This window comes from Caldimonas manganoxidans ATCC BAA-369 (genome assembly GCF_000381125.1).
GTDB classification, from domain to species: Bacteria; Pseudomonadota; Gammaproteobacteria; order Burkholderiales; family Burkholderiaceae_C; genus Caldimonas; species Caldimonas manganoxidans.
This window is the reverse complement of record NZ_KB905939.1, coordinates 69,983-93,299: the sequence shown is the minus strand read 5'-3', so window position 1 is coordinate 93,299 and position 23,317 is coordinate 69,983. Positions and strand designations below refer to the sequence as shown.

At 67.5% G+C, this 23,317-nt stretch carries 19 protein-coding genes; 5 read left to right on the top strand and 14 right to left on the bottom strand.

Annotated elements, in window-relative coordinates; genetic code table 11:
• The 8 genes from F615_RS0108275 to F615_RS0108240 form a co-directional block, all read right to left on the bottom strand.
• Positions 1-331, bottom strand: a 331-nt coding sequence (locus F615_RS0108275) for a toxin VasX (RefSeq protein WP_026330147.1), incomplete at its 3' end; no start/stop codon positions are given.
• Positions 328-1,218 carry a DUF4123 domain-containing protein gene (locus F615_RS0108270; protein WP_019560711.1) on the bottom strand — a complete coding sequence of 297 codons (891 nt, stop codon included), beginning with the start codon at positions 1,216-1,218 and terminating at the stop codon, positions 328-330. The genes F615_RS0108270 and F615_RS0108275, both read right to left, overlap by 4 nt.
• On the bottom strand, positions 1,215-3,983 hold the full coding sequence (locus F615_RS0108265; RefSeq protein ID WP_019560710.1) for a type VI secretion system Vgr family protein: 2,769 nt from the start codon (positions 3,981-3,983) through the stop codon (positions 1,215-1,217). The genes F615_RS0108270 and F615_RS0108265 overlap by 4 nt, the downstream gene beginning before the upstream one ends.
• A gap of 292 nt (positions 3,984-4,275) precedes the next feature.
• Positions 4,276-6,069 (bottom strand): acyl-CoA dehydrogenase, encoded by a 1,794-nt coding sequence (locus tag F615_RS0108260; RefSeq protein WP_019560709.1) that lies wholly within the window; start codon positions 6,067-6,069, stop codon positions 4,276-4,278.
• 6 nt (positions 6,070-6,075) lie between these two features.
• The gene (locus F615_RS0108255) at positions 6,076-7,062 is read right to left on the bottom strand and encodes a Bug family tripartite tricarboxylate transporter substrate binding protein (RefSeq protein WP_019560708.1); all 987 of its coding nucleotides are present in this window, start codon (positions 7,060-7,062) and stop codon (positions 6,076-6,078) included.
• Between the two features lie 51 nt (positions 7,063-7,113).
• The gene (locus F615_RS0108250; RefSeq protein WP_019560707.1) at positions 7,114-7,878 is read right to left on the bottom strand and encodes an SDR family NAD(P)-dependent oxidoreductase; all 765 of its coding nucleotides are present in this window, start codon (positions 7,876-7,878) and stop codon (positions 7,114-7,116) included.
• Positions 7,875-9,767, bottom strand: coding sequence for a feruloyl-CoA synthase (locus F615_RS0108245; protein WP_019560706.1), 1,893 nt, complete (start codon positions 9,765-9,767; stop codon positions 7,875-7,877). The genes F615_RS0108250 and F615_RS0108245 overlap by 4 nt, the downstream gene beginning before the upstream one ends.
• Positions 9,764-10,576 (bottom strand): crotonase/enoyl-CoA hydratase family protein, encoded by an 813-nt coding sequence (locus F615_RS0108240; RefSeq protein WP_019560705.1) that lies wholly within the window; start codon positions 10,574-10,576, stop codon positions 9,764-9,766. The genes F615_RS0108245 and F615_RS0108240 overlap by 4 nt, the downstream gene beginning before the upstream one ends.
• A 223-nt stretch (positions 10,577-10,799) precedes the next feature.
• Here F615_RS0108240 and F615_RS0108235 point away from each other — a divergent pair, with 223 nt between their 5' ends.
• The gene (locus tag F615_RS0108235; protein ID WP_019560704.1) at positions 10,800-11,663 is read left to right on the top strand and encodes a 4-hydroxyphenyl-beta-ketoacyl-CoA hydrolase; all 864 of its coding nucleotides are present in this window, start codon (positions 10,800-10,802) and stop codon (positions 11,661-11,663) included.
• On the opposite strand, the gene F615_RS18015 is transcribed toward F615_RS0108235, so the two are convergent.
• Positions 11,646-12,203 (bottom strand): MarR family winged helix-turn-helix transcriptional regulator, encoded by a 558-nt coding sequence (locus F615_RS18015; protein WP_019560703.1) that lies wholly within the window; start codon positions 12,201-12,203, stop codon positions 11,646-11,648. The two genes, F615_RS0108235 and F615_RS18015, sit on opposite strands and share 18 nt — an antisense overlap.
• Before the next feature lie 193 nt (positions 12,204-12,396).
• Between F615_RS18015 and F615_RS0108225 the strand changes: the two genes are divergently transcribed.
• Both F615_RS0108225 and F615_RS0108220 read left to right on the top strand, forming a co-directional pair.
• Entirely contained in the window at positions 12,397-14,121 is a 1,725-nt protein-coding gene (locus F615_RS0108225; protein ID WP_019560702.1) for a tannase/feruloyl esterase family alpha/beta hydrolase, read from the top strand.
• A 381-nt stretch (positions 14,122-14,502) separates the two neighbouring features.
• Positions 14,503-14,766: an acyl-CoA-binding protein gene (locus tag F615_RS0108220; protein WP_019560701.1), complete on the top strand. Its 264-nt coding sequence runs from the start codon at positions 14,503-14,505 to the stop codon at positions 14,764-14,766.
• Positions 14,767-14,814: 48 nt separating this feature from the next.
• On the opposite strand, the gene F615_RS0108215 is transcribed toward F615_RS0108220, so the two are convergent.
• From F615_RS0108215 to F615_RS0108205, 3 genes are read right to left on the bottom strand one after another with little or no spacing between them, the layout of a single operon-like run.
• Positions 14,815-15,180, bottom strand: coding sequence for a polyhydroxyalkanoic acid system family protein (locus F615_RS0108215; RefSeq protein ID WP_019560700.1), 366 nt, complete (start codon positions 15,178-15,180; stop codon positions 14,815-14,817).
• The gene (locus tag F615_RS0108210; protein ID WP_033371107.1) at positions 15,177-16,277 is read right to left on the bottom strand and encodes an aminopeptidase; all 1,101 of its coding nucleotides are present in this window, start codon (positions 16,275-16,277) and stop codon (positions 15,177-15,179) included. Before F615_RS0108210 ends, F615_RS0108215 begins: the two co-directional genes overlap by 4 nt.
• A 17-nt stretch (positions 16,278-16,294) precedes the next feature.
• Positions 16,295-18,358, bottom strand: a complete 2,064-nt coding sequence (locus F615_RS0108205; RefSeq protein WP_019560698.1) for a molybdopterin-containing oxidoreductase family protein — start codon at positions 18,356-18,358, stop codon at positions 16,295-16,297.
• 96 nt (positions 18,359-18,454) lie between these two features.
• Between F615_RS0108205 and F615_RS0108200 the strand changes: the two genes are divergently transcribed.
• Together F615_RS0108200 and F615_RS0108195 are read left to right on the top strand one after the other, a co-directional pair.
• On the top strand, positions 18,455-19,648 hold the full coding sequence (locus F615_RS0108200; protein WP_019560697.1) for a M20 aminoacylase family protein: 1,194 nt from the start codon (positions 18,455-18,457) through the stop codon (positions 19,646-19,648).
• A gap of 12 nt (positions 19,649-19,660) precedes the next feature.
• Positions 19,661-20,752 (top strand): M14 family metallopeptidase, encoded by a 1,092-nt coding sequence (locus F615_RS0108195; RefSeq protein ID WP_019560696.1) that lies wholly within the window; start codon positions 19,661-19,663, stop codon positions 20,750-20,752.
• Between the two features lie 18 nt (positions 20,753-20,770).
• Here F615_RS0108195 and pgi read toward each other — a convergent pair whose 3' ends face one another.
• Positions 20,771-22,360, bottom strand: a complete 1,590-nt coding sequence (gene pgi / locus F615_RS0108190) for a glucose-6-phosphate isomerase (RefSeq protein ID WP_019560695.1) — start codon at positions 22,358-22,360, stop codon at positions 20,771-20,773.
• Positions 22,357-23,310, bottom strand: a complete 954-nt coding sequence (gene tal / locus F615_RS0108185) for a transaldolase (RefSeq protein ID WP_019560694.1) — start codon at positions 23,308-23,310, stop codon at positions 22,357-22,359. The genes pgi and tal overlap by 4 nt, the downstream gene beginning before the upstream one ends.
• Positions 23,311-23,317: the final 7 nt, after the last annotated feature.

Here is a 23,317-nt window from a genome sequence, read left to right as displayed (position 1 = left end):
TGTGCTCGGGGCGGGTGCACACGGTGTCGGCCGAGGGCACCTCAAAGGCCGGGTGATCTGGCCCCAGCAGGTGGGCTTCGGGGGTGACGCGCCAGCTGTACCACCGATCGGTCTTGGGGATGTACAAGTGCACATAGCCGGCGCGCAGCAGGCGCAGCACCGGGCGGCTTTGCGTCAGCCCCTCAGGCACGAAGGGCGCCACCAGCTCCGGATCCACACGGGTGTGGGCCGCCCCCGGCGGCTGCAGCGCGCTGTGCAGCGCCAGCGGGCTGGGACGCAATAGCAGCAGCAACAGTCCACTCTTGTGGCAAAAGCGGCAAGGAGCGCTCATGGGGAAGGTCCTTCCTGATTCGTTTTGTTCTCGAGACTGGCGTGCGCCAGGGCAGCTTGCCATAACGCATCGCTCACCGGCATCGACGGCACCAGCCCAGGCGCGTTGGCGCTCCTCACACGGCGGGCCTGCTCCTCGGCAAGGTACCGGTGGATGGCCGGCCCTTGCATCATCACGGCCCATTGCTTGCGGCTGAAGCGTGCCAGCGGCTGGGGGGCGATGTCGTGCAACGCCGCCGCTGGGGTGGCGGCTTGCAGTCGTTGCCAGGTCGCATGGGGGTCCAGCCAGTGCCAGCAGTGGATGGGGGCAAGTCGCTGCGCGATGTGTTCGGCCCCGAGCACGTGCACCGCCAAACCCCACACCCGGCGGTCGGCCAGTCGCAGGTAGCGCGCCGTCGTAGCCGCATCGGTGTCCAGCTTCAGCCAGGCCGACAGCATCGTGGCCAGCACCGAAACGTGCGCCGCGCTTTGCAACCAGCCGCCCACGCGGTGAGGTGTGCCTGCGCTGCGGGTGTCGGTCCAGCTGGCGACGGCTTCTTGGACCGCCCAGCCGACGGTGACCTCCAGCCAGGGATCATTCGGGCCGTCGAGCTCGATCAGATAGGGCCCAAGCCTGGTCTCCAGCGCCACGCCCTGCGGCAGTTCGAGCCCGTGGGTGCTGCGCCCCCAAAGTTGGCTGCGCAGGTCGTTGAGCTCGTTGGGGCTCAGGCCCTCAGGCAGCGGATCACGCGACACGGGATCGCCCAGCACGGGGTCGATCAGCACGAACACCCCCGCATGGCAGTCTCGCATGCGCTGTCGCAGCTCGACAGCGCGCGCGGTGGCCACCTCTCGTGCAAAGGTTCGTGGGTCGAAGCCGTCGGCCACAGGGAGCACCGAAGCACTCACAGTGCACTCCCTCCTTGCGCGGCGACCTCCCGAACTCGGCTGGGGCAGGGCGCCAAAGTCCCCACCTTGGGCAAGTCCAGGGTGGCGCTGGCGCTGGCGGGGCCTTGGAGGCTGCGCAGCGTGGCGCGGAATTGCGCCGGCCCAGGCGTGGTGAGGGTGATGTTGGGGCCTTCGAGCTTGAGGGCCGAGCCTGCGCCCACCAGCAGGATTTGTTTGGGCGCTTGCAGCCGCAGGTGCGCTTGGGTGCTGCACACGTCAACACGACCGCGCGCGGCCAGCTGTGCGCTGTGGCTGGCTGCGCGCACCTGCACCGGCCCGCTGGCCGCATGCAGCGCGATGCCTTGGAGCTGCTTGTCGTCTTGGACGCGCCCCACCGTGTAGCCCACGATGCCTTGTGCGGCTCGGACTTGGACCTGGCCCCAGGCGGTTTGCGTGAGGTCTTGCCCCGCGCTGAGGCTGAGGCTGCGGCCGCAGGCCACCAGATGGTGCGCCGGCGTGGTGAACACCAGCCCCGCCGGCGCGCATGCCAGCAGGTGCGGGCGCGACCACGCCGGCACCGTGCCTTGGCCGCCGCCGATGTGCGCGGCACTGGGGCCATGGGTGGTGTGGGCTTGCAGCTCTTGCAGCGCGGCCTGCCAGGCTTGGTGGTTGATCAGCTGCGATGGCTGCGGCTGCGCGGCGGTGTGCGCCTGGGCCTGGCGTGCGCTGTGCGCCAGGGCCTGCTGGCGTTGCAGGCCTTGGCCGAGTTGGGTCAGGGCCTGCTGGGCTTGGAGTTGCGAGCCGGCTTGGGTGGAGCCGCCGCTTTGGGCGTAAGCGCTCAGCAGCAGGCCGCTGCCGGCGCGCACGGCGCCCCAGGCCTGGGTGCGCAGCTCGGCCCCATAGCCCCGGGGGTGCAGCCGCCGGTTGTCGCTTTGGTGCAGCAGATGGCCCAGTTGCAGTTGGCTGTGCGCCTGGGTGCTGCTGAGCTCCAGGCGGCCTTGGCCGGCGCTGTCGTCGAAGACGAGTTGGTTGTAGCCGCCGCTGCCGTCTTGGCTGTGGGAGAGCTCTTGGCTTTTGTAGCCCGACAGCACCGCCGCATGCTGGTGGCCTTGCAGCGGCTGCTGCGAGGCAGCGTCGGTCTCGCTGCGGCTGCCAGGAAACCATGCCGGCGCGTTGCCCGTGGCGCTGCTGGCGCCGCGGCTGACGTCGTTGCCGGCGGCATCCGTGCGGCCGCGGCCGTTGTAGACGGCGCCCACCACCACCGGGCGGTCGATGTCGCCATCGAGAAATTGCACCACCACTTCCTGGCCCACTCGAGGGATGAAGTTCGTGCCCCAGTCGTTGCCCGCCCAGCTCTCGGCCACGCGCACCCAGGTGCCGCTGGCGTCGTTGGCCGGCGCATCGTCGCTGCCGTCGTCGCTGGGCAGCCGGTGACTGGCGCAGCTGCCGCGCTGCCAGTGGAACTGGATCTTGATGCGGTGGTCGCGGTCGGTGTGCACGGCCGCACCGGCATGGCCGACCACCAGCGCGGTCTGGCTGCCGTGCACCGTCGGGCGTGGCTGCAGCAGCACGCTGCCTTCGATGTCGTCGAGCACGGCCGCGCGCACGGGCTGGCTCAGCGGCAGCGCTTGGAATTCGTTGTCGTAGATCGGCGCGGCTTCGGCCGCCTCGGACCCCGTCGGCGCCGCCCAGGCCAGGTTGTTGCGCACGCGGTGCACCACGCGCAGCACGGCGTAGGGCTCGGCCGCGCAGACCGGGTGGCCCTGCAGGATGAAGTGCCCTGCGGCGTGCAGCTGGCGCGCGCGGCTGCGTCCGTGCACGCGATGTGCCCGGGCGCTCAGGGCCTCCAGCCAGCGCCGCGCCAGGCGCTGGCCTTGGGCACGGTCTTCGTACGCGTAGACGCCAGGCACGTCCAACCAACCCGTGCCGGCGCTGGCGCAGGCATCATCGGCTTGGGCGTGTACCGGGCGCCAATCGACGCTGCGGTAGTCCCAGCTGGCCAGACCGACTTGGGCGGTGTGGCTGCGTCGCATCGGCGCCCAGGCGTGCAGCCCGTCTTCGCTCTTGCTGGCCAGGGTCTGGGTGTAGCGGATGTGCTGGGGTTGCACCGCCGGCAGCGCGCCGTTGTGGTCGGCAATGACCAGGGTGTGGCTGCCCAGCTCAGGGTCGTCGCCCGCGTGGTGCTCGAACCACCAAAACAGGCCTTCTTCGCGCAGCAGCCGCGACACGAAGTCCAGGTCGCTTTCTTGGTACTGGATGCACAAGGAGCGCTCGGCATAGGCCTGCGCATCGGCCAGCTCCCAGCGCCACGCCGGCACCAGCCGGCCTTGGCCTTGGTAGTGGCTCAGCACCCGATCGACGATGCCTTGTACGCTCAAGCCTTGGAAGCAGCGGCTGTCCACGCGGTGCGCCAGCAGGCTCAGCCATGGCTCGAGGGTCAGCCCATAGCGGGCAAACCCCCCATCGGCTTCGAGCAGGCTGGCCTGCGTGATGTGTCCGTGCCATGGCCGCAGCGGGCTTTCGCTGCGGGCCGTCAGCAGCTCCAACCGGGCCGGCTGGCCAATGAGTTCGTCCAGATCCAGATGCGCACTGACGCACAGGGCCGTCATCTCGATGCGAAAGCCCACGCAGCCTGGGATGGGGCCAAGGCTTTCGGTGATGGTGGCTTGCTCGGCCAGCAACACCTGCGGGCCCAACGGCGTGTGCAGCCGCAGCAGCCGTTCGTGTTGCTCATAGCCAGCCCGCGCCGCACGCACGAGTTGGCCCAGGTCGGATAAGTCCGTCATCTCGCGCCTCCTCCCTGAAGGGGGTCTCTTGCGGGTCCTTGCCCGTGTGGCCGCGAAGTATGAGCCCTCGACCCCTCCCTTCGGTATCCCCAACCCGGTGGAATTACCAGCGTTTACATCTGCAGGGTTTGGTTGCAAACAGGCGTCGCGGCGCCGTTGGCCGCCGACGGGTGGAGTTCAGACGCGCTCGGCCGGCGGCCCAGAGCGGGCGCAGGCCGCCGGCCTTGAGGCCGAGGCGGATGGCGTTGGGGGGGGGTGTGCAGCGCCGGAGAGACGGCCCCGGCGTGAGGCTTCACTCGGGCGGCCAGGCCGGCAACACGGCGTGGCGCCGCCCCACGTGCTGCAGACGCCAACCCGCCTCGGGCAGCAACCACTCCAGGCCATAGCGCGCGGCGTCGAGCTGGGTGGCGCACCAGCGCTCGGCACGGCGCTGCGCAGCACAGCGTGCGGTGCGCAACCAGGCCCACCCCATCCACACCCAGCCCAAGGCCTGCAGGTAGTCGTCGGCCACGCGATAGGCCCAGCTGGGGTCGTCGCGGCGAGCGATGTAAAGGCGGGCCGTGGCCTCGCGCAAGGCGTCCACCTGACGTTGCACGGCCTGCGCCAAGGGTCGCAACGCGGCGCCGTCGTCCAGCTCGGCGGCCGCAGCGTGCGCGAGGTGCAGTTCGCGATCGATCACGCCCATGGCCTCGGCAAAGCGATGGCAGCCATCCTCGAACAGTTTGCGTTGCAGCAGATCGATCGCCTGGATCTCGTTGCTGCCTTCGTAAATCATGGTGATGCGGCTGTCGCGCACGGCCTGCTCGATGCCATGGTCGCGCAGGTAGCCGTGGCCGCCCCAGACCTGCAAGGCCATGTCCACGGCATGGTGGGCCGTCTCGGTGAAGAAGGCTTTGACCACGGGCGTGAGCAGCTCCACCAGCCGCCGAGCCCGGCCGCGCAGGGCCGGCTCGGGGTGGTGCTCGGCCTCGTCCAGCCACAAGGCCATGGCCAGGGCCAGCACCCGCTGGCCTTGGGTCAGCGCCTCCAGCCGCCACAACATGCGCCGCACTGCAGGATGTTCGACGATGGCACTGGGCGCGGCGCTGCGGCTGCCCGGTGCGCGCGATTGGTGCCGCTCATGCGCATAGCGCCAGGCGTTTTGCCGCGCCGCTTCGAGATGCCCAAGCCCCTGCACGCCCACGAGCAGGCGGGCTGCGTTCATCATCACGAACATCGCGGCCAGCCCGCGATGGGGTTCGCCGACCAGCCAGCCGGTGGCCGCGTCGAAGCGCAGCACGCAAGTGGCGCTGCCGTGCAGGCCCATCTTGTGTTCGAGGCCGTCGCAATGCACCGCATTGCGTCGTCCGTCGGGCAGGATCTTGGGCACCAGCGCCAAGGACAGCCCTCGGCTGCCCGCAGGCGCATCGGGCAGCCGCACCAGCACCAGGTGCACGATGTTGTCCGTCAGGTCATGCTCGCCGCCGGAGATGAAGATCTTGCTGCCAGACACCCTCAGCTCGCCCCCGGCGTCGATCGCGCCGGCCTGCACGCCCACCGGCTCGGCCCGGGTGCGCAGCAACCCCAAGTCGGAGCCGGCCTGGGCTTCGGTCAGGCACATGGTGGCCAGCCACTGGCCGCTGACGATGCGCGGCAGGTAACGCTGTTGCAGCTCGGGCGTGCCATGCGCGAGCACGCATGCGTAAGCACCGTGCGCCAGGCCGGGATACATGGCCCAGGCGTGGTTGGCGCCGTGCAGCATTTCGTTGAGCGCCACATGCAGCGCCATGGGCAGACCTTGGCCGCCCCACGCGGGAGAGCACGCCAGCGCCGGCCAGCCACCCTGCACATAGGCTTGGTAGGCCTGCCGGAAGCCTCGCGGGGTGCGCACGGCCCCAGCCTCCCACACGCAGCCCTCGCGGTCGCCCACGGCGTTCAGTGGCGCCAACACCTCCGACGCAAAGCGGCCGGCCTGCTGCAAGACCTGCGATGCGGTGGCGGCATCGACTTCGGCATAGGGCGGCAAATGGGCCCACCGCGTGGGAGCATGCAGCAGATCCTCGAGGACGAAGCGCAGCGCTCGCAGCGGCGGGTCATAGGACCACATCGGCGATCAAGCCTCCGGCTTGAAGCCCACGCGGGCCACGATCGGGCCCCAGGCCGCGTTCTCGCGCTTGACCGCGGCGGCCAGCTCGGCTGGTGTGTTGGCGCCCGCCTCCACGCCCAGCTGGGCAAAGGCCTCGATCACGTCCGGGGAGCTCACGGCCGCCTTGATCGCCTGGGCCGCACGCTGGGTCACCTCGGGCGAGGCTTTGCCCGGGAGGAAGAAGCCGTACCACTCGTTCATCTCCAACGCCTTGAAGCCCTGCTCGGTATAGGTCGGCACGTTGGGCGCAAAGCGCGAGCGCGTGGCCCCCGAGGTGGCCAGCAAGCGCAGGCGACCACTGGCCAAATGGGGCAGGTAGTCCCCCACAGGCGAGGAGAACGCGGCCACCTGGCCGCCCAGCAGGTCCTGGATGCCAGGGGCCGAGCCGCGATAGGGCACATGGTTGAGCGGCACCCCGCTTTCCTTGGACAGCAAGGCCCCGATGAAATGCGGCGGTGATCCGGCCCCCGGCGAGCCATAGTTCGCGCCGCCGGGATTGGCTTTGGCCCATTCGAGGAAGCCTTTGAGGTCCTTCACCGACTCCGGCACGGCCGGCCCCACGCCGAAGCCGAAGACGATGGTGCCGGCCGTGCACACCGGAGTCACGTCCTCGGGCGTGTAGCTGAGCGAGCGGTAAATGTGCGGATACAGCGTGATCATCGCCGCGGGGGTGAGCAGCAGATGAGCGCCATCATTGGGGCTGCGCTTGAGCTCTTCGACCGCCAAGCGCCCACCCGCGCCGGGCTTGTTCTCCACCAGCGCCACCCGCGCATAGCTGCCACGCAGCTTATCGGCCACCCGACGCGACACCGCATCGGTGGTGCCGCCCGCCGGAAAGCCGCACAGCACCCGCACGGTGTCGATGGGCTGCGCCCGACTCGCCCCGGGGGCCAGCCCAAGGCCGGTGGCCACGGCGGCGCCCCCATAGGCCAGAAATTGTCTGCGATCGATCATGGCTGTCTCCTCTGTCGGTGGTTCACTCGAAGGATGGGACGGACGGCTCTTTCAGCGCGGCGGCAGTCTCAACGCGCCGTCCAGGCGGATGACCTCGCCATTGAGCGAGGCGTTGGTGACGATGTGCGCGGCCAGCTGGGCAAACTCTTCGGGCTTGCCCAAGCGCTTCGGGAAGGGAATGGCCTGCGCCAGCGACTGCTGCACCTCCTGAGGCAGCTCGTGCAGCAGTGGTGTGAGAAACAGCCCCGGTGCGATCGTGCACACGCGCACGCCGAACTGCGCCAAATCGCGCGCCAGCGGCAATGTCAACGACACGATGCCGCCTTTGGAAGCTGCGTAAGCTTCCTGTCCGACCTGGCCATCGAAGGCGGCCACCGACGCGGTGTTGACGATCACCCCGCGCTCGCCATCGTCCAGCGGATCCAAGCGCACCATGCGCGCTGCGGCCAGACGGATCATGTTGAACGTGCCGACCAGGTTGACATGGACGATGCGCTGAAAGTCCTCCAGCGGCATCGGCATGCCATCACGCCCCACCAGACGGCGCGCACCGCCGATGCCGGCGACGTTCATCAACAGGCGGGCCGGTCCGTGGGCCCGGTCGGCCGCATCCAACGCCGCCTCGACGCTGCCGCTGTCGGTAATGTCGCAGCGCAGCGCCAGCCCGCCGATTTCGGCGGCCACGGCTTGCGCAGCCGCCTCGTTCACATCGAGCACGGCCACTCGGGCGCCGCGACGGGCCAGTTCACGCGCAGTTTCGGCCCCCAAGCCCGAGGCGCCGCCAGTCACGAGCGCTGCTTGTCCTTCGATCTTCATCTTGCATCCTGGGTGTGTTGGCGGGCCAGCAGCACATCGGGGTCGTGGCCGTCAGCACGGTACAGCGCTTCGACCAGGGCCTGTCGGCACTGCAGCACCGCACGCTGATTGATGGAGCCTTTGTCGGTGATCTCGCCCTGGTCGATCGACGGCGGATCCACCAACACCAGTGCGCGCGCCACACGATTGGCGCTGCCGGTGCCTTCGCGCCAAAGGCGATCGAGCAAGGCTTGGAAAAACGCACGCACCGCCGGATGCCGCAACACCTCGGCCGCATCGGCCTGCGGCCCGAGTCCGGCCAACTTGCCGCATTCGTCCACCCGCGGGAACACCAGCATGCCCACCTCGTCGCGGTTCAGGCCGGTGATCACCGCATCCTGCACGCAAGGCGCGCCCAGGGCGATGATCTTTGCGCGCAGCGGCCCCACGCTGACGAACGTGCCCGTGGCAAGCTTGAAGTCTTCGGCAATGCGGCCATCGAAAAGCAAGCCTTTTTGCGGGTCGGCCGGGTCCACCCATTTGACCGCATCGCCGGTGCGGTAGTAGCCCTCTTCGTCGAAGGCTTCGGCGCTGAGCGCCGGCTGGCGCCAGTAGCCCGGCATCACATTGGGCCCGCGGAAGCGGATCTCTGTCTTGCCATAGCGCGCATCGCCGTCGGGCACGAGCTTGACCTCCACCCCCGGGCAGGGCAGGCCAATGTGGCCGGAGCGGACTTCGCCCGCTTTGAGCGCGAACGTGCACGATGGCGCCGTCTCGGTCATGCCCAGGCCGGTGAACATCGGGATGCGCTCGCCCACGGTGCGCTCGGCCAGCCGGTCGAGCTGATCCCACACGGCCTGGCTGAGTCCGGCACCGGCATACATGAAGGCCCGCAGCCGGCGAAACAGCGACTCGCGCAGCACCGCGTCGTGCTCCATCGCAGCGGCAATGGCCTCGAAGCCCTTGGGCACGTTGAAATACATCGTCGGAGAGATCTCACGCAGGTTGCGCAGCGTCTCGCCAATGCCTTCGGCGGTGGGTTTGCCCTCGTCGATGTACAGCGTACCGCCGTTGTAGATCGTGAGCCCCGTGTTGTGGTTGCCACCAAAGGTGTGATTCCACGGCAGCCAATCCACCAGCACGGGCGGCTCTTCGGCCAAGAAGGCAAAGGCCTGCCGCTTCATCTGCTGATTGGCGCACAACATGCGCTGGGTGTTGATCACCCCCTTGGGGGCCTTGGTCGATCCGGAGGTGAACAAGAACTTGACGATGGTGTCCGGCCCCACTTGCGCATGGGCCGCCTCCACCGCGGCACCGGGGGTCGTTGCCAGCAGCTCGGCAAAAGGAGTGACGCGCCGGCCCGGCAGCTCGCCCGAACTCAGCACGACTTCCACCTCCGGGTCCACCACCGCTTCGATCGCGCGGCCATAGCGCGCATCGGCCGCAAACACCAAGCCCGGCGTGACGATGTTCAGAATGTGGCGCAACTTGCCGAAGTCTTGCGACACCAGCGAGTAGGCTGGCGACACCGGCGTGTACGGGATGCCCGCCCACATCGCCCCCAGCGCCAAGGTCAGATGCTCCAGATCATTGCCCGACAAAATGGCCAGCGGCCGCTCGGGCGACAGCCCACGCTGCACCAACGCCTGCCCCACGGCCTGGGCGCGCGCGAGCATGTCCCGGTATGAGATGCGCCGCCAGTCGCCCAAGCTGCCATCGGGCCGGTGCTCGCGCTGCGCCACCAAACAGCGATCGGGGGCCACCTCGGCCCAATGTTCCAACCGGTCGGTCAGGCGTGCCGGATACGGCTGCAAGGCTTCGGTGGAGCGCAGCACGACGCTGCCGTCGGCACGGTATTCCACCGTCGCAGACAAGCAGCCTCCAACCGGCGTGGCACGGTAGCGCGTCATGATTTGCTCACCTTGCCCGCCCGGCCTTCCAGGAAGGCGCGCATCCGCTCTTTGGCCGCCGCATCCCCCTGGGCAATGGCCGCCATGAGCGACTCGACGAACAACCCCTGCGGCTGCGACAGCTCGGCAATGCGCGGCAAGGCCTGCATCACCGCAAAATTCGACAGCGGCGCATTGCTGGCGATCTTGCGCGCCAGCTCCATCGCCTTGGCCAAGCCTTGACCCTGGGCCACACGGTACTGCGACAGCCCGGCGGCCTGCCCTTCGTCGGCATCGAGCACGCGGCCGGTGAGCATCATGTCGGTCATGCGAGCCACCCCGATCAACCGCGGCACACGCGCCGAGCCCCCGCCGCCCACGAACAGGCCGCGCTGCCCCTCGGGCAGCCCGTAAAAGGTGGAGTCCTCAGCCACGCGAATGTGGGCAGAGGCCGCCAATTCCAGCCCCCCGCCGACGACCGCACCATGCAGCACCGCCACCACCGGCACCCGGCCGAACTGGATCTGCTCGAAGGCCGCGTGCCAGCTGCGCGAATGCGCAATGCCCTCGGCAACGCTGCGCTCGGCCAGCTCGGACAAGTCCAGCCCGGCGCAAAAGTGCTCTCCCTCGCCGCTGAGCACCACGGCGCGCGTGCTGTCAGGCAGATGGAGGAAGCATGTGTGCAGTTGCGCCACCAGCGCATCGTTGATCGCGTTGCGCTTGGCCGGACGATTCAGGCGCACATGGGTCACCGCGGCGTCGTGCTCGATCTTCAGCAAGTCGAGAGCGGCCAGCACGGCGTTGGAAGACACTTCGGAAGGCATGGGCATGGTGAACTCAATTTGTTAACAAGAATAACGATTTTCACAACCTGCGCCCCCAGGGTTTACCCGCGAATCCAGACCACCCACCCGCTGGCATGATGGCCGTCCATCCAACGAAAACTTGGATGACACCGCGATTCATGCCCCCGGTCCTGCAAGGCGACGCCGTGGCGCGACCGACCGCAAAGTAATTCATTTCTATAATGATTCGACTGCACTGGAGCCCGCCGTGAAGACCGACGACCTCATCGCCATCGATGTGCACACCCATGCCGAGGTGTCTTGCTGGAACCCCTACGACAGCTATGGCGAGGAGTACGACCGAGCCGCCGACAAGTACTTCCGCTCGAACCGGCGCCCCACGATCGCCGAAAGCATCGCTTACTACCGCGAGCGCCGCATCGGGCTGGTGATGTTCATGGTCGACGCCGAAGCCCAAATCGGTCGCCGCCGCATTCCCAACGAAGAGATCGCCGAAGCCGCGCGCAACAACAGCGACATCATGATCGCCTTCGCCTCCATCGATCCGCACAAGGGCAAGATGGGCGCCCGCGAAGCGCGCCGCTTGATCGAGGAGCACGGGGTCAAGGGCTTCAAGTTCCACCCGACCGTGCAGGGCTTTCACCCCTATGACCGCATGGCCTGGCCGCTGTACGAGGTGATCGCCGAGCACAAAATGCCCGCAATCTTTCACAGCGGGCATTCCGGCATCGGCTCGGGCATGCGCTGCGGCGGCGGGCTGCGGCTGGAGTACTCCAACCCCATGCACTTGGATGATGTGGCGATCAGTTTTCCGGACATGCAAATCGTCATCGCCCATCCGTCCTGGCCCTGGCAGGATGAAGCCCTCAGCGTGGCGATGCACAAGCCCAACGTGTGGATCGACCTGTCGGGCTGGAGCCCCAAGTACTTTCCGCCCCAGCTCGTGCAATACGCCAACACCCTGCTGAAAGACCGCGTGCTCTTCGGCAGCGACTACCCGCTGATCACGCCGGACCGCTGGATGAAAGACTTCGAGGAGGCCGGCTTCCGCGAGGACGTCAAGCCCCTCATCCTCAAAGCCAATGCGCAGCGGCTACTGGGCCTGAACTGATTTACCTCGGCGGCTCGGTACTGCGGCCACAGCCGGCTGCACGCGCGCTGCAGCCACCTCGGATCGGGCGCAAGCCACCTTGTGCAGCAACTCCAGCAAGATCGCCCGCTCCCCCGGCGACAAATGGTTGGCCAACGCCTGGCGCTCGGCATCGAGGATGCGCTGGGTGGCCGCACGTGCCAGCGCCACCCCTTCCGGCGTGGCATGCAGCAACTGCGAGCGCCGGTCGCGCGCGCTTTGCTCGCGCCGCACCAAGCCGCGCGACTCCAAACGATCGATCCACATCGTGATGTTGGGCGCCGTCACCGCCAACGCCCGCGCCAAACGCACCAGCGAGCCGCCGGGGTTCTCAACGATCAACGTCAGCACCGTGTACTCCACCGGGCGCAAGCCGAAGGGCTGCCCGACCTGAGACTTGAACACGGCATCGGTGACGATGCCGGCCTGGGCCAGTTGATAACCCAGCACGTCGTGCAAACGGGCCTCGTCGAGACGGCCGGCTGGCGTGGTGTCGCTGCGGGAGGATCGCCTGGTGCTCATGCCCTGGATTGTGCCTGCGCCGCAACCCCGGCCCAGTGATAAAGATCGTGAACCAATGTCCTGCCAAGCCCCTAAGGGTTTCCACGATCACCAGGCGCTTTGAAATTAATTAATTTAACTAACGATCAGGCGCCTTGCGGCATCGTGCGACGCCACGCGGCGATCAATCCCACCCTCGGCAGGAGACCCACCCATGCGCCCTCGCTCCCATGCAGCTTCAGTTTCGGCGTTGACCGGCGCCCTCGTGTTGACCGCCATCGCGCAGACCGCTTGTGGCGGCGGCAGCGATCCGTCGACCACCGACATCCCGCAACTACCCCCAGCCACGCCGGCCCGCTTCAGCGGCGATTGCGCGGCACTGAGCAGCGCCTTGGCCGGCCTGCCGAACACCACCCTCACCGAAACGTCCACCGTGAGCGCTGGCACGCTCAGTGTGGGCGGCGCACCGGTGGCCGAACACTGCCTCGTGCGCGGCCGGATGTTCGAGCGCACGAGCCCGATCGACGGCGCCTCTTACGCCATCGGCTTCGAGATGCGCTTGCCCAAGGACTGGAATGGCCGCTTTTACTACCAGGCCAACGGCGGACTGGACGGCATTGTCGTGACGGCCACCGGCAGCCACGGCGGCGGCCCGCGCACCCATGCCTTGCATCAAGGCTTTGCCGTGCTCAGCTCCGATGCCGGGCACAGCGCGGCCCAAAACCCGAGCTTCGGGCGCGACCCTCAGGCCCGTCTGGACTACGGTTATCAAGCCGTGGGCAAGCTCACGCCCGTGGCCAAGGAGATCATCCGCCGTGTCTATGGCAAGGGTCCGGACCGCTCCTACATCGGCGGCTGCTCCAACGGCGGGCGGCATGCGATGGTGGCGGCTTCGCGCTACGCCACCGAGTACGATGGCTATCTGATCGGCGCCCCGGGGTTCAACTTGCCCCTGGCGGCAGTGGCCAACATCTGGGGCGCGCAGCGTTATGCCACGGTGGCCACCGACGCCAGCGACTTGAGCACGGCCTTCACGGCGCAAGAACGTCAGCTCGTCTCGCAGGCCATCCTCGATCGCTGCGACGCCTTGGACGGGGCCACCGACGGGCTCGTGCAAGACACCGCGGCCTGCCAAGCCACTTTCGACCTGATGCGCGACGTGCCCACTTGCGCCGGTGCGCGCGACGGCAGCTGCCTGAGCGCCGATCAAAAATCCGTGATCGCCTCCATCTTTGCAGGAGCCACCACCAGCGCCGGCACCCGCTTTTATGCCAGCTTTCCATACGACCCCGGCCTGCGCGGCGCTCGCGTGGCCTTCTGGGAGTTCACTGCGCCGCTGGCGCTGGACTCCGGTGCCGTGGGCATCGTCTTCAAGGCGCCCCCAGAAAATCTCGCAGGCTTCAACGGGGCGTCTTTCTCTTTGAATACCCCGGTGGACACACTGTATGAGTACATCCACAGCACCTCGCTGAGCTACACCGAATCGGCGATGAGCTTCATGACGCCCCCTCGTCCGAGCGATTGGTCCACCCTGCGCAACCGCGGTGCCAAGGCGCTCGTCTACCATGGGGTGTCCGACCACATCTTCTCGTTGCACGACACACTGCGGTGGTATGACGCACTGAACGCCAACCACGGTGGCCAGGCGGCACGGTTTGCGCGGGTCTTCCCAGTGCCTGGCATGGGTCATTGCTCCGGTGGCCCGGCCACCGACCAGTTCGACCTGCTCACGCCGCTGGTGCAATGGGTGGAACAAGGCACGGTTCCCGAGCGCATCGTGGCCAGTGCTCGCGGAGCCGGCAACCCTGGCGGCGTCAACAACGAACTGCCCAGCGACTGGGCCGCCGATCGCACCCGGCCCCTTTGCCCCTACCCGCAGGTCGCGCGCTATCGAGGCTCTGGCGACTTGGACCGTGCCGACAGCTTCGTCTGCCAGTGAGCCCACCCGCCCCATGAACAAGGGGGCCGATGGTGTGAATTCTTGCCGCCTACCCCCACACTTCGGGGCTCCAGTTCGGCACGGCAAGCCCGATACTTGGATCGGGCAAGTCCACCTGAGTGTGGAAGGCCGACGGCCCCAGCCGCCCGCTCATCCGGTTGCACGGGCCATGACGCCAGCAGTCGGTCTTGCCCGCCAATGCCAGTCGGCCCCCGTCAGGGGGCCGACTTTTTTTGTGGCAGCCACCGAGCCTTCATCGCCCCACGGCAGCCTCTCGGTCCCCATCCGCAGGACCTGACATCTATGCGTGCGGCGCAAAGCACACTAGCATCCGCAGCGCAGTTTTCACCCAGTCATTCATTGACTCTTGAGGAGCCTTTCATGTCTGATCTGCAAGCCGCCTTCGAGAAGGCCGTTGCCGAATCCAAACAGTTGCCGCAGAGGCCGGACAACATGACCCTGCTGAGAATTTACGCGCTGTACAAGCAAGCCACCGTCGGTGACGTCCAAGGCTCGCGTCCTGGATTCACCGACATGGTCGGCCGCGCCAAGTGGGACGCTTGGAATGCCCTCAAGGGGCAAAGCGCCGACGAGGCCAAGCAAGCCTACATCGACTTGATCGAAAGCCTGAAGTCGAACGCCTGAAGTGAGCCGGCGCGGCCGACCAGGCCGCGCTCCTGCCCCCCAAGCCCCTCACCTCTTTCGGCGGGCTGCGGCCTGCTTCGTGGAGGCCGCCGCGGTCTTGCGGGCCGCCGGCTGCTTGCGCGCCTGGGGCGCCAGCAGCTGGTCCAGGTTCTTCTGGATCTCGGCCTCGATGGTCTTGGCAAAGGCGCCCAGCAAAAACCCGAGTTTGGCCTGTAGCGCGAAATGATCGGCCGCCACGGTCAGCGTTGCGTCCACCCCGGCGCGACGCAAGCGCATGATGTCGCCGTCCTGGCCCTCCTCCACCCTGCAGTCCAGGCCGAACTTCTCCTCGGCCTGCGCGGCCCATTGCCTGGCGATCTCACGGGCCCGGGCCAGGCCGAGCCGATGTTCACGGTGGATGACGATGTCGCTCATCGCGCAGGCTCCTGGTCGGAGATCATGGACGACATGAGCACCCGGCGGCGTTCGTCACGCGGCTGCTGAGCCAGTTCGCGCACCGCCTCATAAAACCGCGCAAAGCTGCGGCCTTGGGCCTCGAACAAGCGCTCGAACCCGGGCACCCACTCGGTGTAGGCCGCCAGCACGGCCAACGACGCACCATTGGCTTCTTCGAACCAACGGTCGTATCCCGCAAAGCCCTCCCAGGGCCCGGCCTTGAGCTGCGCATGTTCGGCACGCATGGCGGCCAGCACCTCGGCCTTGCCGCGGCGTTTGTCCTCCTCGCGGCCGGGGCCGGCATAGACCGCGGCCAGGCGCTCACGGTAACGCAGCGTCAAGGCCAGGAAGTCCCGGCGCCGCGCATCGAAGCGCTCGTATTCCTCTTTCGCCGCGGCGCTGGCATGGTGCTGCAACCACCGCTGCACCCCCAGGCGTTCGACCGCCGTGGCGAAAGACTCGTTGAAGGACGTATCGTCCCGCACATAGACCACATGGTGGGCCAGCTCATGGAAGATCAGGCGCGCCAGCTCGCCCTCCGGGTAGCCGATGAAGGTGTTGAGCAGCGGGTCGCCCCCCAGCCATTCCAACCGGCCCAGGGTCGAATAAGCCGGCACACCGTAGACACGCACATCCATGCCCTGCGCCCGCAGCGTCTGCGCGAAGGCCTCGGCCTCCTTGCGGTCATAGTAGCCACGGTAGCCCACGCAGCCCACCACGGGGAAGCACCAGGTCTGCAGCGTCAGGCTCAGCTCAGGCACCGCCACCACGTTCCATACCGCCGCCGGCCGGCCCAGATCGGCATAGCTGCGATAACTGCGGGTGTCGGGCAAGCCCAGCTCGTCCACCGCAAAGCGCCGGATCCGCTGGCTGAGCGCCAGGCGCTCACGCAAATGCTGCGGCGTGTTCGCATCGGCCAACCAATGCTCGACCGGCCGGGCCTGCTGCACCAGGCTCAGGTGACCATGCACGGACTGGGCCAGATAGCCCACGGTGCCGCAACCGGCCAAGAGCAAGGCGCCAAGCACTGCCAGCGCGCCCGCACCGATTGCCGCCCACAGCCCCGGTTTGCCCATGGCCTGCTGCACGCGCCTCAGCCCGCGGCCGAAGCCGCTTCGACCTCGACCAGCACGTCGTAAAAGCACGGCGCACGGCCCAGGTCGGTCAGCCGTTGATGGGTGAGTTCGTTCACATTGCTGCCGCGCAGCCCCAGTTTGCGCCACCAGATGCCCAGGCCATTGACGACGCCGGGGCGGGCGCGGTCACTCACACGGGCGGTGCACCAGTACTCCCCACGGTCGTTGAACACACGCACCACCTGCCCATCGACGATGCCCCGGGCCGCCGCATCCTGCGGGTGAATTTCCAGCAGTGGCTCGCCCTCGATGTCGCGCAGGCTTTGCACATTCACGAAGCTGGAATTGAGGAAGTTGCGCGCCGGCGGCGAGATCATGGCCAGCGGATAGCGTGCCGCCAAAGCCGGCGTGGACGTGGGCGACTCGTGATTGGGCACATAGTCCGGCAGGCCATGACGGGGGGAATCGATCTCGCAGCGCCCGCTGGCGGTGGGAAAGCCTCCTTCGGCAAAAGGCGCTGCAGGCAGCGGCAGCTTGACCCAGCCTCGCTGGCGCAATTGCGCCAGCGTGATGCGTCCGCCGAACGCTTGTTCGGCGATCTGCTCATCGGTCTGGGCAAAACACGGCTCATCGAACCCCATGCGCGCGGCCAGGTCGCGAAAGATCTGTGTGTTGGGCCGACTCTCGCCCAAGGGCGCAATGGCCGGCTCATTGAGCAGCACATCGGTGTGACCATAGCTGATATGCACATCCAGGTGTTCCAGCTGGGTCGTCGCCGGCAGCACATAGTCGGCGAAATCGGCCGTGTCGGTGAGGAAATGCTCCAGCACCACGGTGAAGAGATCCTCCCGCGCAAAGCCACGCACCACCCGAGGCGACTGCGGCGCCACCGCGACGGGATTGCTGTTGTAGACCACCAGCGCCTCGATCTTCGGGCCGAAATCGGGCGAGGTCTCGCGCAGCAAATCGTCGCCGATGGTGCTCATGTTGATCGTGCGCGGGCGGCGCCCGGCCAGCAGATCCGGGCGCTGCAAGGCGGTGCGGTCCACCGGGAACCAGCCCGAGCTCGACAGCAACAGCCCACCGGCGCGGTGGCGCCAAGCGCCGATCAGACACGGCAAGATGGCGATCAGCCGCACCGCATTGCCACCGCCGCGCACGCGCTGCATGCCATAGTTCAGGCGAATGGCCGCCGGGCTGAGGGTGGCGTAGTCGCGCGCCAGGCTGCGCACGGCTTCGGCCGATAGGCCGCATTCGGCAGCCACGCGCTGCGGCGGCCACTGCAAGGCGCGCTCGCGCAACGCCGGCCACCCCAGCGTGTAGCGCTCGATGTAGTCGTCGTCGAGCCAGCCGTGGACGATCAGCTCGTGCATCAGCCCCAGCGCCAGCGCGCCGTCGGTGCCAGGACGCAAGGCCAGGTGCTCGTGGCACTTGTCGGCCGTCTCGGTGCGACGCGGGTCGATGCACACCAGCTTGGCGCCGCGCCGTTTGGCCTCTTGGGCCACGCTCCAGAAGTGCAGATTGGAGGCAATGGAATTGCTGCCCCAGATCAGGATCAAGCGGCTCTCGGCGAAATGCTCGACATGCATGCCCACCTTGGCGCCATAGGTGGCCGTGAGCGCCTCGGCCCCGGCGCTGGCACAAATGGTGCGGTCCAGCAGCGACGCCCCCAAACGGTGGAAGAAGCGCGCCGACATGCTCTCGCCTTGCACCAGGCCCATGGTGCCGGCATAGCTGTAGGGCAAGATGGCCTGCGCATCGCGCGAGGCAATGCTCGACAAGCGCCGTGCGATCGCCTCCAGGGCTTCGTCCCAGCTCACCGGCTCGAACCGCCCGGCCCCCTTGGGCCCCACGCGCTTGAGTGGGTGCAGCACGCGCTGCGGATGGTAAGTGCGCTCCACATAGCGCGAGACCTTGCGGCACAGCGCCCCGTGCGTGGAAGGGTGGTCAGGGTTACCCTGCACACGCAGCGCACGGCCGCCATCGACCACCACTTGCATCGCACAAGTGTCTGGACAATCGTGCGGGCAGGCCGCGCGCACGATGCGCGCACTTTCGGCAGCAGCAAGCGAGGAGGACATCCAGGGCTCCAGAACGGACAGGGTCTTGCAAACACGAACTGAGCCGACAAGGCTACACTGAATCATCGCCCTCGGGTTCGCCCTGCGTGGTTTTCCATGAAGTTGATCGACTCCATCCTGGCCGACGCCGCAGCCGTCACCGCCATTCGGCGCGACATCCATGCCCATCCCGAACTGTGCTTCCAGGAAGTTCGTACCGCCGAGCTGATCGCCCGCGCGCTCACCGACTGGGGCATTCCCATCCACCGCGGCCTGGGCACCACCGGCGTGGTCGGCATCATCAAAAACGGCAGCAGCCCGCGCGCCATCGGCTTGCGTGCCGACATCGACGCGCTACCCATCACCGAGAAAAACCAGTTCCCCCACGCCAGCCGGCATCCCGGCAAGATGCACGCTTGCGGCCATGACGGCCACACCGCCATGCTGCTGGCGGCGGCCAAGCATTTCTCGACCCACCGGAACTTCGACGGCACGGTCTACTTGATCTTCCAGCCGGCCGAGGAAGGCGGCGGCGGCGCGCGCGAAATGATCAAGGACGGCCTGTTCGAACGCTTCCCGATGGAGGCCATCTTCGGCATGCACAACTGGCCCGGCATGACCGTGGGCCAGTTTGCGATCAAGACCGGCCCGATCTTCGCATCGAGCAACGAGTTTCGCATCCTCATCCGCGGCAAGGGCGGGCATGCGGCGCTGCCGCACAACACCGTGGACCCGGTGCCCGTGGCCTGCCAGATGGTGCAAGGCTTCCAAACCATCCTCACGCGCAACAAGCGGCCCATCGATGCCGGCGTGATCTCCGTGACGATGATCCACGCCGGTGAGGCCACCAACGTCGTGCCCGATGCCTGCGAGATCCAAGGCACGGTGCGCACGTTCACGCTGGAGGTGCTCGACCTGATCGAGCAACGCATGGGCGACATCGCCCGCCACACCGCAGCAGCCTATGGCTGCGAGGTCGACTTCAGCTTCCACCGCAACTACCCGCCCACCATCAACCACCCGGATGAAACCGCCTTCGTGCGGCGCGTGATGGCCGACGTCGTGGGCCCCGAAAATGTGCTGGAGTTCGAGCCGACGATGGGCGCCGAAGATTTCAGCTACTTCCTGCAGCACAAGCCTGGGGCCTACTTCCTGATCGGCAACGGCGACGGCACCCACCGCGAAAGCGGCCATGGCCTGGGGCCTTGCGTGCTGCACAACCCCACCTACGATTTCAACGACGAGCTGATCCCGCTGGGGGCCACGCTGTGGGTGCGCCTGGCCGAGGCCTGGCTGCGGCCCACGGCCTGAGGAGCGCCCCCCATGAGCGACATCCCCAGCGCCTTCTCGCAAAGCTACGCCGAGGCCCGTCGCAAGTTCCTCGCCACCTGCGAGACCTTGGGGCTGGACGTGGAGTCGCACATCCACCCGATGCTCGGTCGGGATGGCGAGTCGCTCGCGATGGACGTGGTGCGCCACGGACCCCGTGACGCCAAGCGCCTGCTCATCCTGTCCAGCGCCTGCCATGGCGTGGAAGGCTTTGCCGGCTCGGGCATCCAGATCGCCTTGCTTGGCGATCCGCACTGGCGCGAGGCCGTGCAGGCCTCGGGGGTGGCCGTACTCTACCTCCACGCGCTCAATCCCTATGGGTTCTCATGGTGGCGGCGCGTGACGCACGAGAATGTGGACCTCAACCGCAATTTCCACGATTTCTCCCGCCCCCTGCCGCGCAACGACGCCTACGACGAGATCCATGGCTGGCTGCTGCCGCCACAGTGGCCGCCGCCGCCCGACGTGGAAGCGGCGATCCAGGCCTACATCGAGCGCCATGGGCCCATGGCCTTCCAGGCCGCGGTCTCGCAGGGCCAGTACACGCACGCAGACGGCCTCTACTATGGCGGACGTCATCCGACCTGGAGCCACGTGACGCTGCGTCACGTGCTGCGAGAACAGGGACGGCAGGCCACCGACATCGCCTGGATCGACCTGCACACGGGCTTGGGGCCCTGCGGCCACGGCGAGCGCATCTTCGCCTCACGCAACGACCCGGTCGAATTGGCCCGCGCAAGACGCTGGTGGGGCCCGCAGGTCACCTCCATCTATGACGGCTCGTCCAGTTCGGCCGAGCTCACCGGCATGATGTGGCTGGCCATCTTCGACGAATGCCCACAAGCCCGCTACACCGGCATCGCGCTGGAATACGGCACCGTGCCGGTGCTGGAGGTGCTCCACGCCCTGCGGGGCGAGCACTGGGTCGAGAACCATCCCGAGGCCGACGAGACGCTGCGCAAGGCCCTCAAGCAACGGCTGCGCGATGCGTTTTACGTCGACACCGACGACTGGAAGCAGCGGCTCGTCGAACAGGCCCTCCAGGCCGGCCTGCAGGCCCTGCGCGGCCTGTGCAGCCGCGACTGAGAAGCCACCGATCCGGCCTCAGCCTCGCAACCGTCGGATCAAACCGGCCGTGGAGGCATCCAGCCCCGTGGTCTCTCCGGAGGCCAGACGCGGCAGCAGGTCGTTGCACAAGGCCTTGCCCAGCTCCACGCCCCATTGGTCGAAGCTGTTGATGCCCCACAGCGCACCGCTGGTGAAGACGCGGTGCTCGTACAGCGCGATCAGCGCGCCCAGGGCGCGGGGCGTGAGCCGCTCCAGCAGCAGCGTGGTGCTGGGACGGTTGCCCGGGAACGTGCGGTGGCGCGCGATCGTCGTGGCCTCCAAGGTCCGGCTGGCCGTGGGGGCCTGCTCGCCCAGCGCCTCCTCGGTGGTCTTGCCCCGCATCAGCGCCTGCGCCTGCGCCAGGCCGTTGGCCAGCAGCTTGGCATGCAGATCGGCATGGCCATGCGTGGGCGTCTTCACCAGGATGAACTCCACCGGGATCACGTCGGTGCCCTGGTGCAGCATCTGGAAGTAGGCATGCTGGCCATTGGTGCCCGGCTCCCCCCAGACCACCGGCGAGGTGCCATAAGGCAGCGCGTGTCCGTCCAGGTCCACCCGCTTGCCGTTGGACTCCATCTCCAGCTGCTGCAGATAGGCCGGCAATCGTTTGAGGCCCTGGTGATAGGGTGCCACGCTGCGGCTGGCAAAGCCGTGGAAATTGCGGTACCACACATCGAGCAGGCCCAGTTGCACCGGCAGGTTCTGCTCCAGCGGCGCGGTGGCGAAATGCCGGTCCATCGCATGCGCGCCGTCGAGCAGGGCACGGAAGTGCTCCTGACCCAGCGCGATCGCAATGGGCAGCCCGATGGCCGACCACAGCGAATAGCGCCCGCCCACCCAGTCCCAAAAGCCGAAGGTGGTGGTGATGCCAAACGCGGCTGCCGCCTCGATGTTCGTGGTGGTGGCCACGAAATGCTTGGCGATGTCGCTGCCGCCTTGCTGGATGAACCACTCGCGCGCCACCCGCGCGTTGGCCATGGTCTCCTGCGTGGTGAAGGTCTTGGAGGCGATGATGAACAGCGTGGACTGCGGCTGCAGCCGGCGCAACACCGGCGCGATGTCGTGCCCGTCCACGTTCGAGACGAAATGCAAGCGCAGGCCCTGGTGCACGAAAGCGTCCAGCGCGCCCACCACCATCTGCGGCCCCAGGTCGGAGCCGCCGATGCCGATGTTCACCACATCGGTGATGCCGCTGGCCGCGGTGTCACGCACGCCCTCGGCATAGGCCAGCAGGCGGTCGAGCACCCCGTGGACCTCCTCGCTGTAAGGGCCCTGACCTCGCGGCGCCCGCAGCGCCGTGTGCAACACCGCGCGGCCTTCGGTCACATTGATCGGCTCGCCGGCCAGCATCGCGTCGCGTCGCGCCTCCAGTCCGCACTCTCGGGCCAGCTCGCTCAGCAGACGATGCGTGGCCTCGTCCCACAGGTTCTTCGACAGGTCGGCGAAGACCTCCGGCGCCTCCAGACTGAAGCGCTCGAAGCGCGCCGGATCGCGCGCAAAGGCCTCACGCAAGTCCAGGTCACGGCCATGGGCCTCGAAGTGTCCCCGCAGGGCCGCCCAAGCCGTCGTGCGATCGCAGCGGGTCATGCCATGTGCTCCCGGATCAAAGCGTCCAACTTGGCCGCATCGGCTGCAAACGCCCGGATGCCCTCGGCCAACTTCTCGGTGGCCATGGCGTCTTCGTTGAGCGCATAGCGGAAACTGGCTTCGTTGTAGCTCACGGCTTTGACCGTGGCTCGCTGCGCGGCCTGCGGGTCGAGGTGGCGTGTCACGGGCGCGTTGCTGGCTTGCAGTTGCGCCAGCAGCTCTGGGCTGATGGTCAACAAATCGCAGCCCGCCAGCGCCAGGATCTGCCCCACGTTGCGAAAGCTCGCACCCATCACCTCGGTGGGAATGCCAAAGTGCTTGTAGTAGGTATAGATCTGCGTCACCGATTTCACGCCCGGGTCGTTCACCCCGGCATGGGCCGCCTCGTCCCACTGGGCACCTGCGGCCTTCTTGTACCAATCGTAGATGCGGCCCACGAACGGCGAAATCAGCCGCACGCCGGCTTCGGCACAAGCCACGGCCTGACAGAAGGCGAACAGCAACGTCAGGTTGCAATGGATGCCCTCGTGCTCCAGGGCGCGGGCCGCTTGGATGCCTTCCCAGGTGGCGGCGATCTTGATCAGCACCCGCTCGCGGGGAACGCCAGCCGCCTCGTACATCTGGATGAGACGCTGCGCACGCGCCATCGTCGCTGCCGTATCGAAGCTCAACCGCGCATCCACCTCCGTGGACACACGCCCTGGCACCACCTTCAGGATTTCCACCCCGAAGGCCACCAACACCCGGTCCACCAGCTCGTCCAGCGCACGCCCGGGATGAGCGCGCACCGTGGCCTCCAACAGCGGCCGATATTCGGGCTGCTGTACCGCTTTGAGGATCAACGAAGGGTTCGTGGTCGCATCGCGCGGGGCAAACTGGGCCAGCTGCTTGAAATTGCCGGTGTCGGCCACCACGGTGGTGTATTGCTTGAGTGCGTCGAGTGCGTTCATGGGGAGA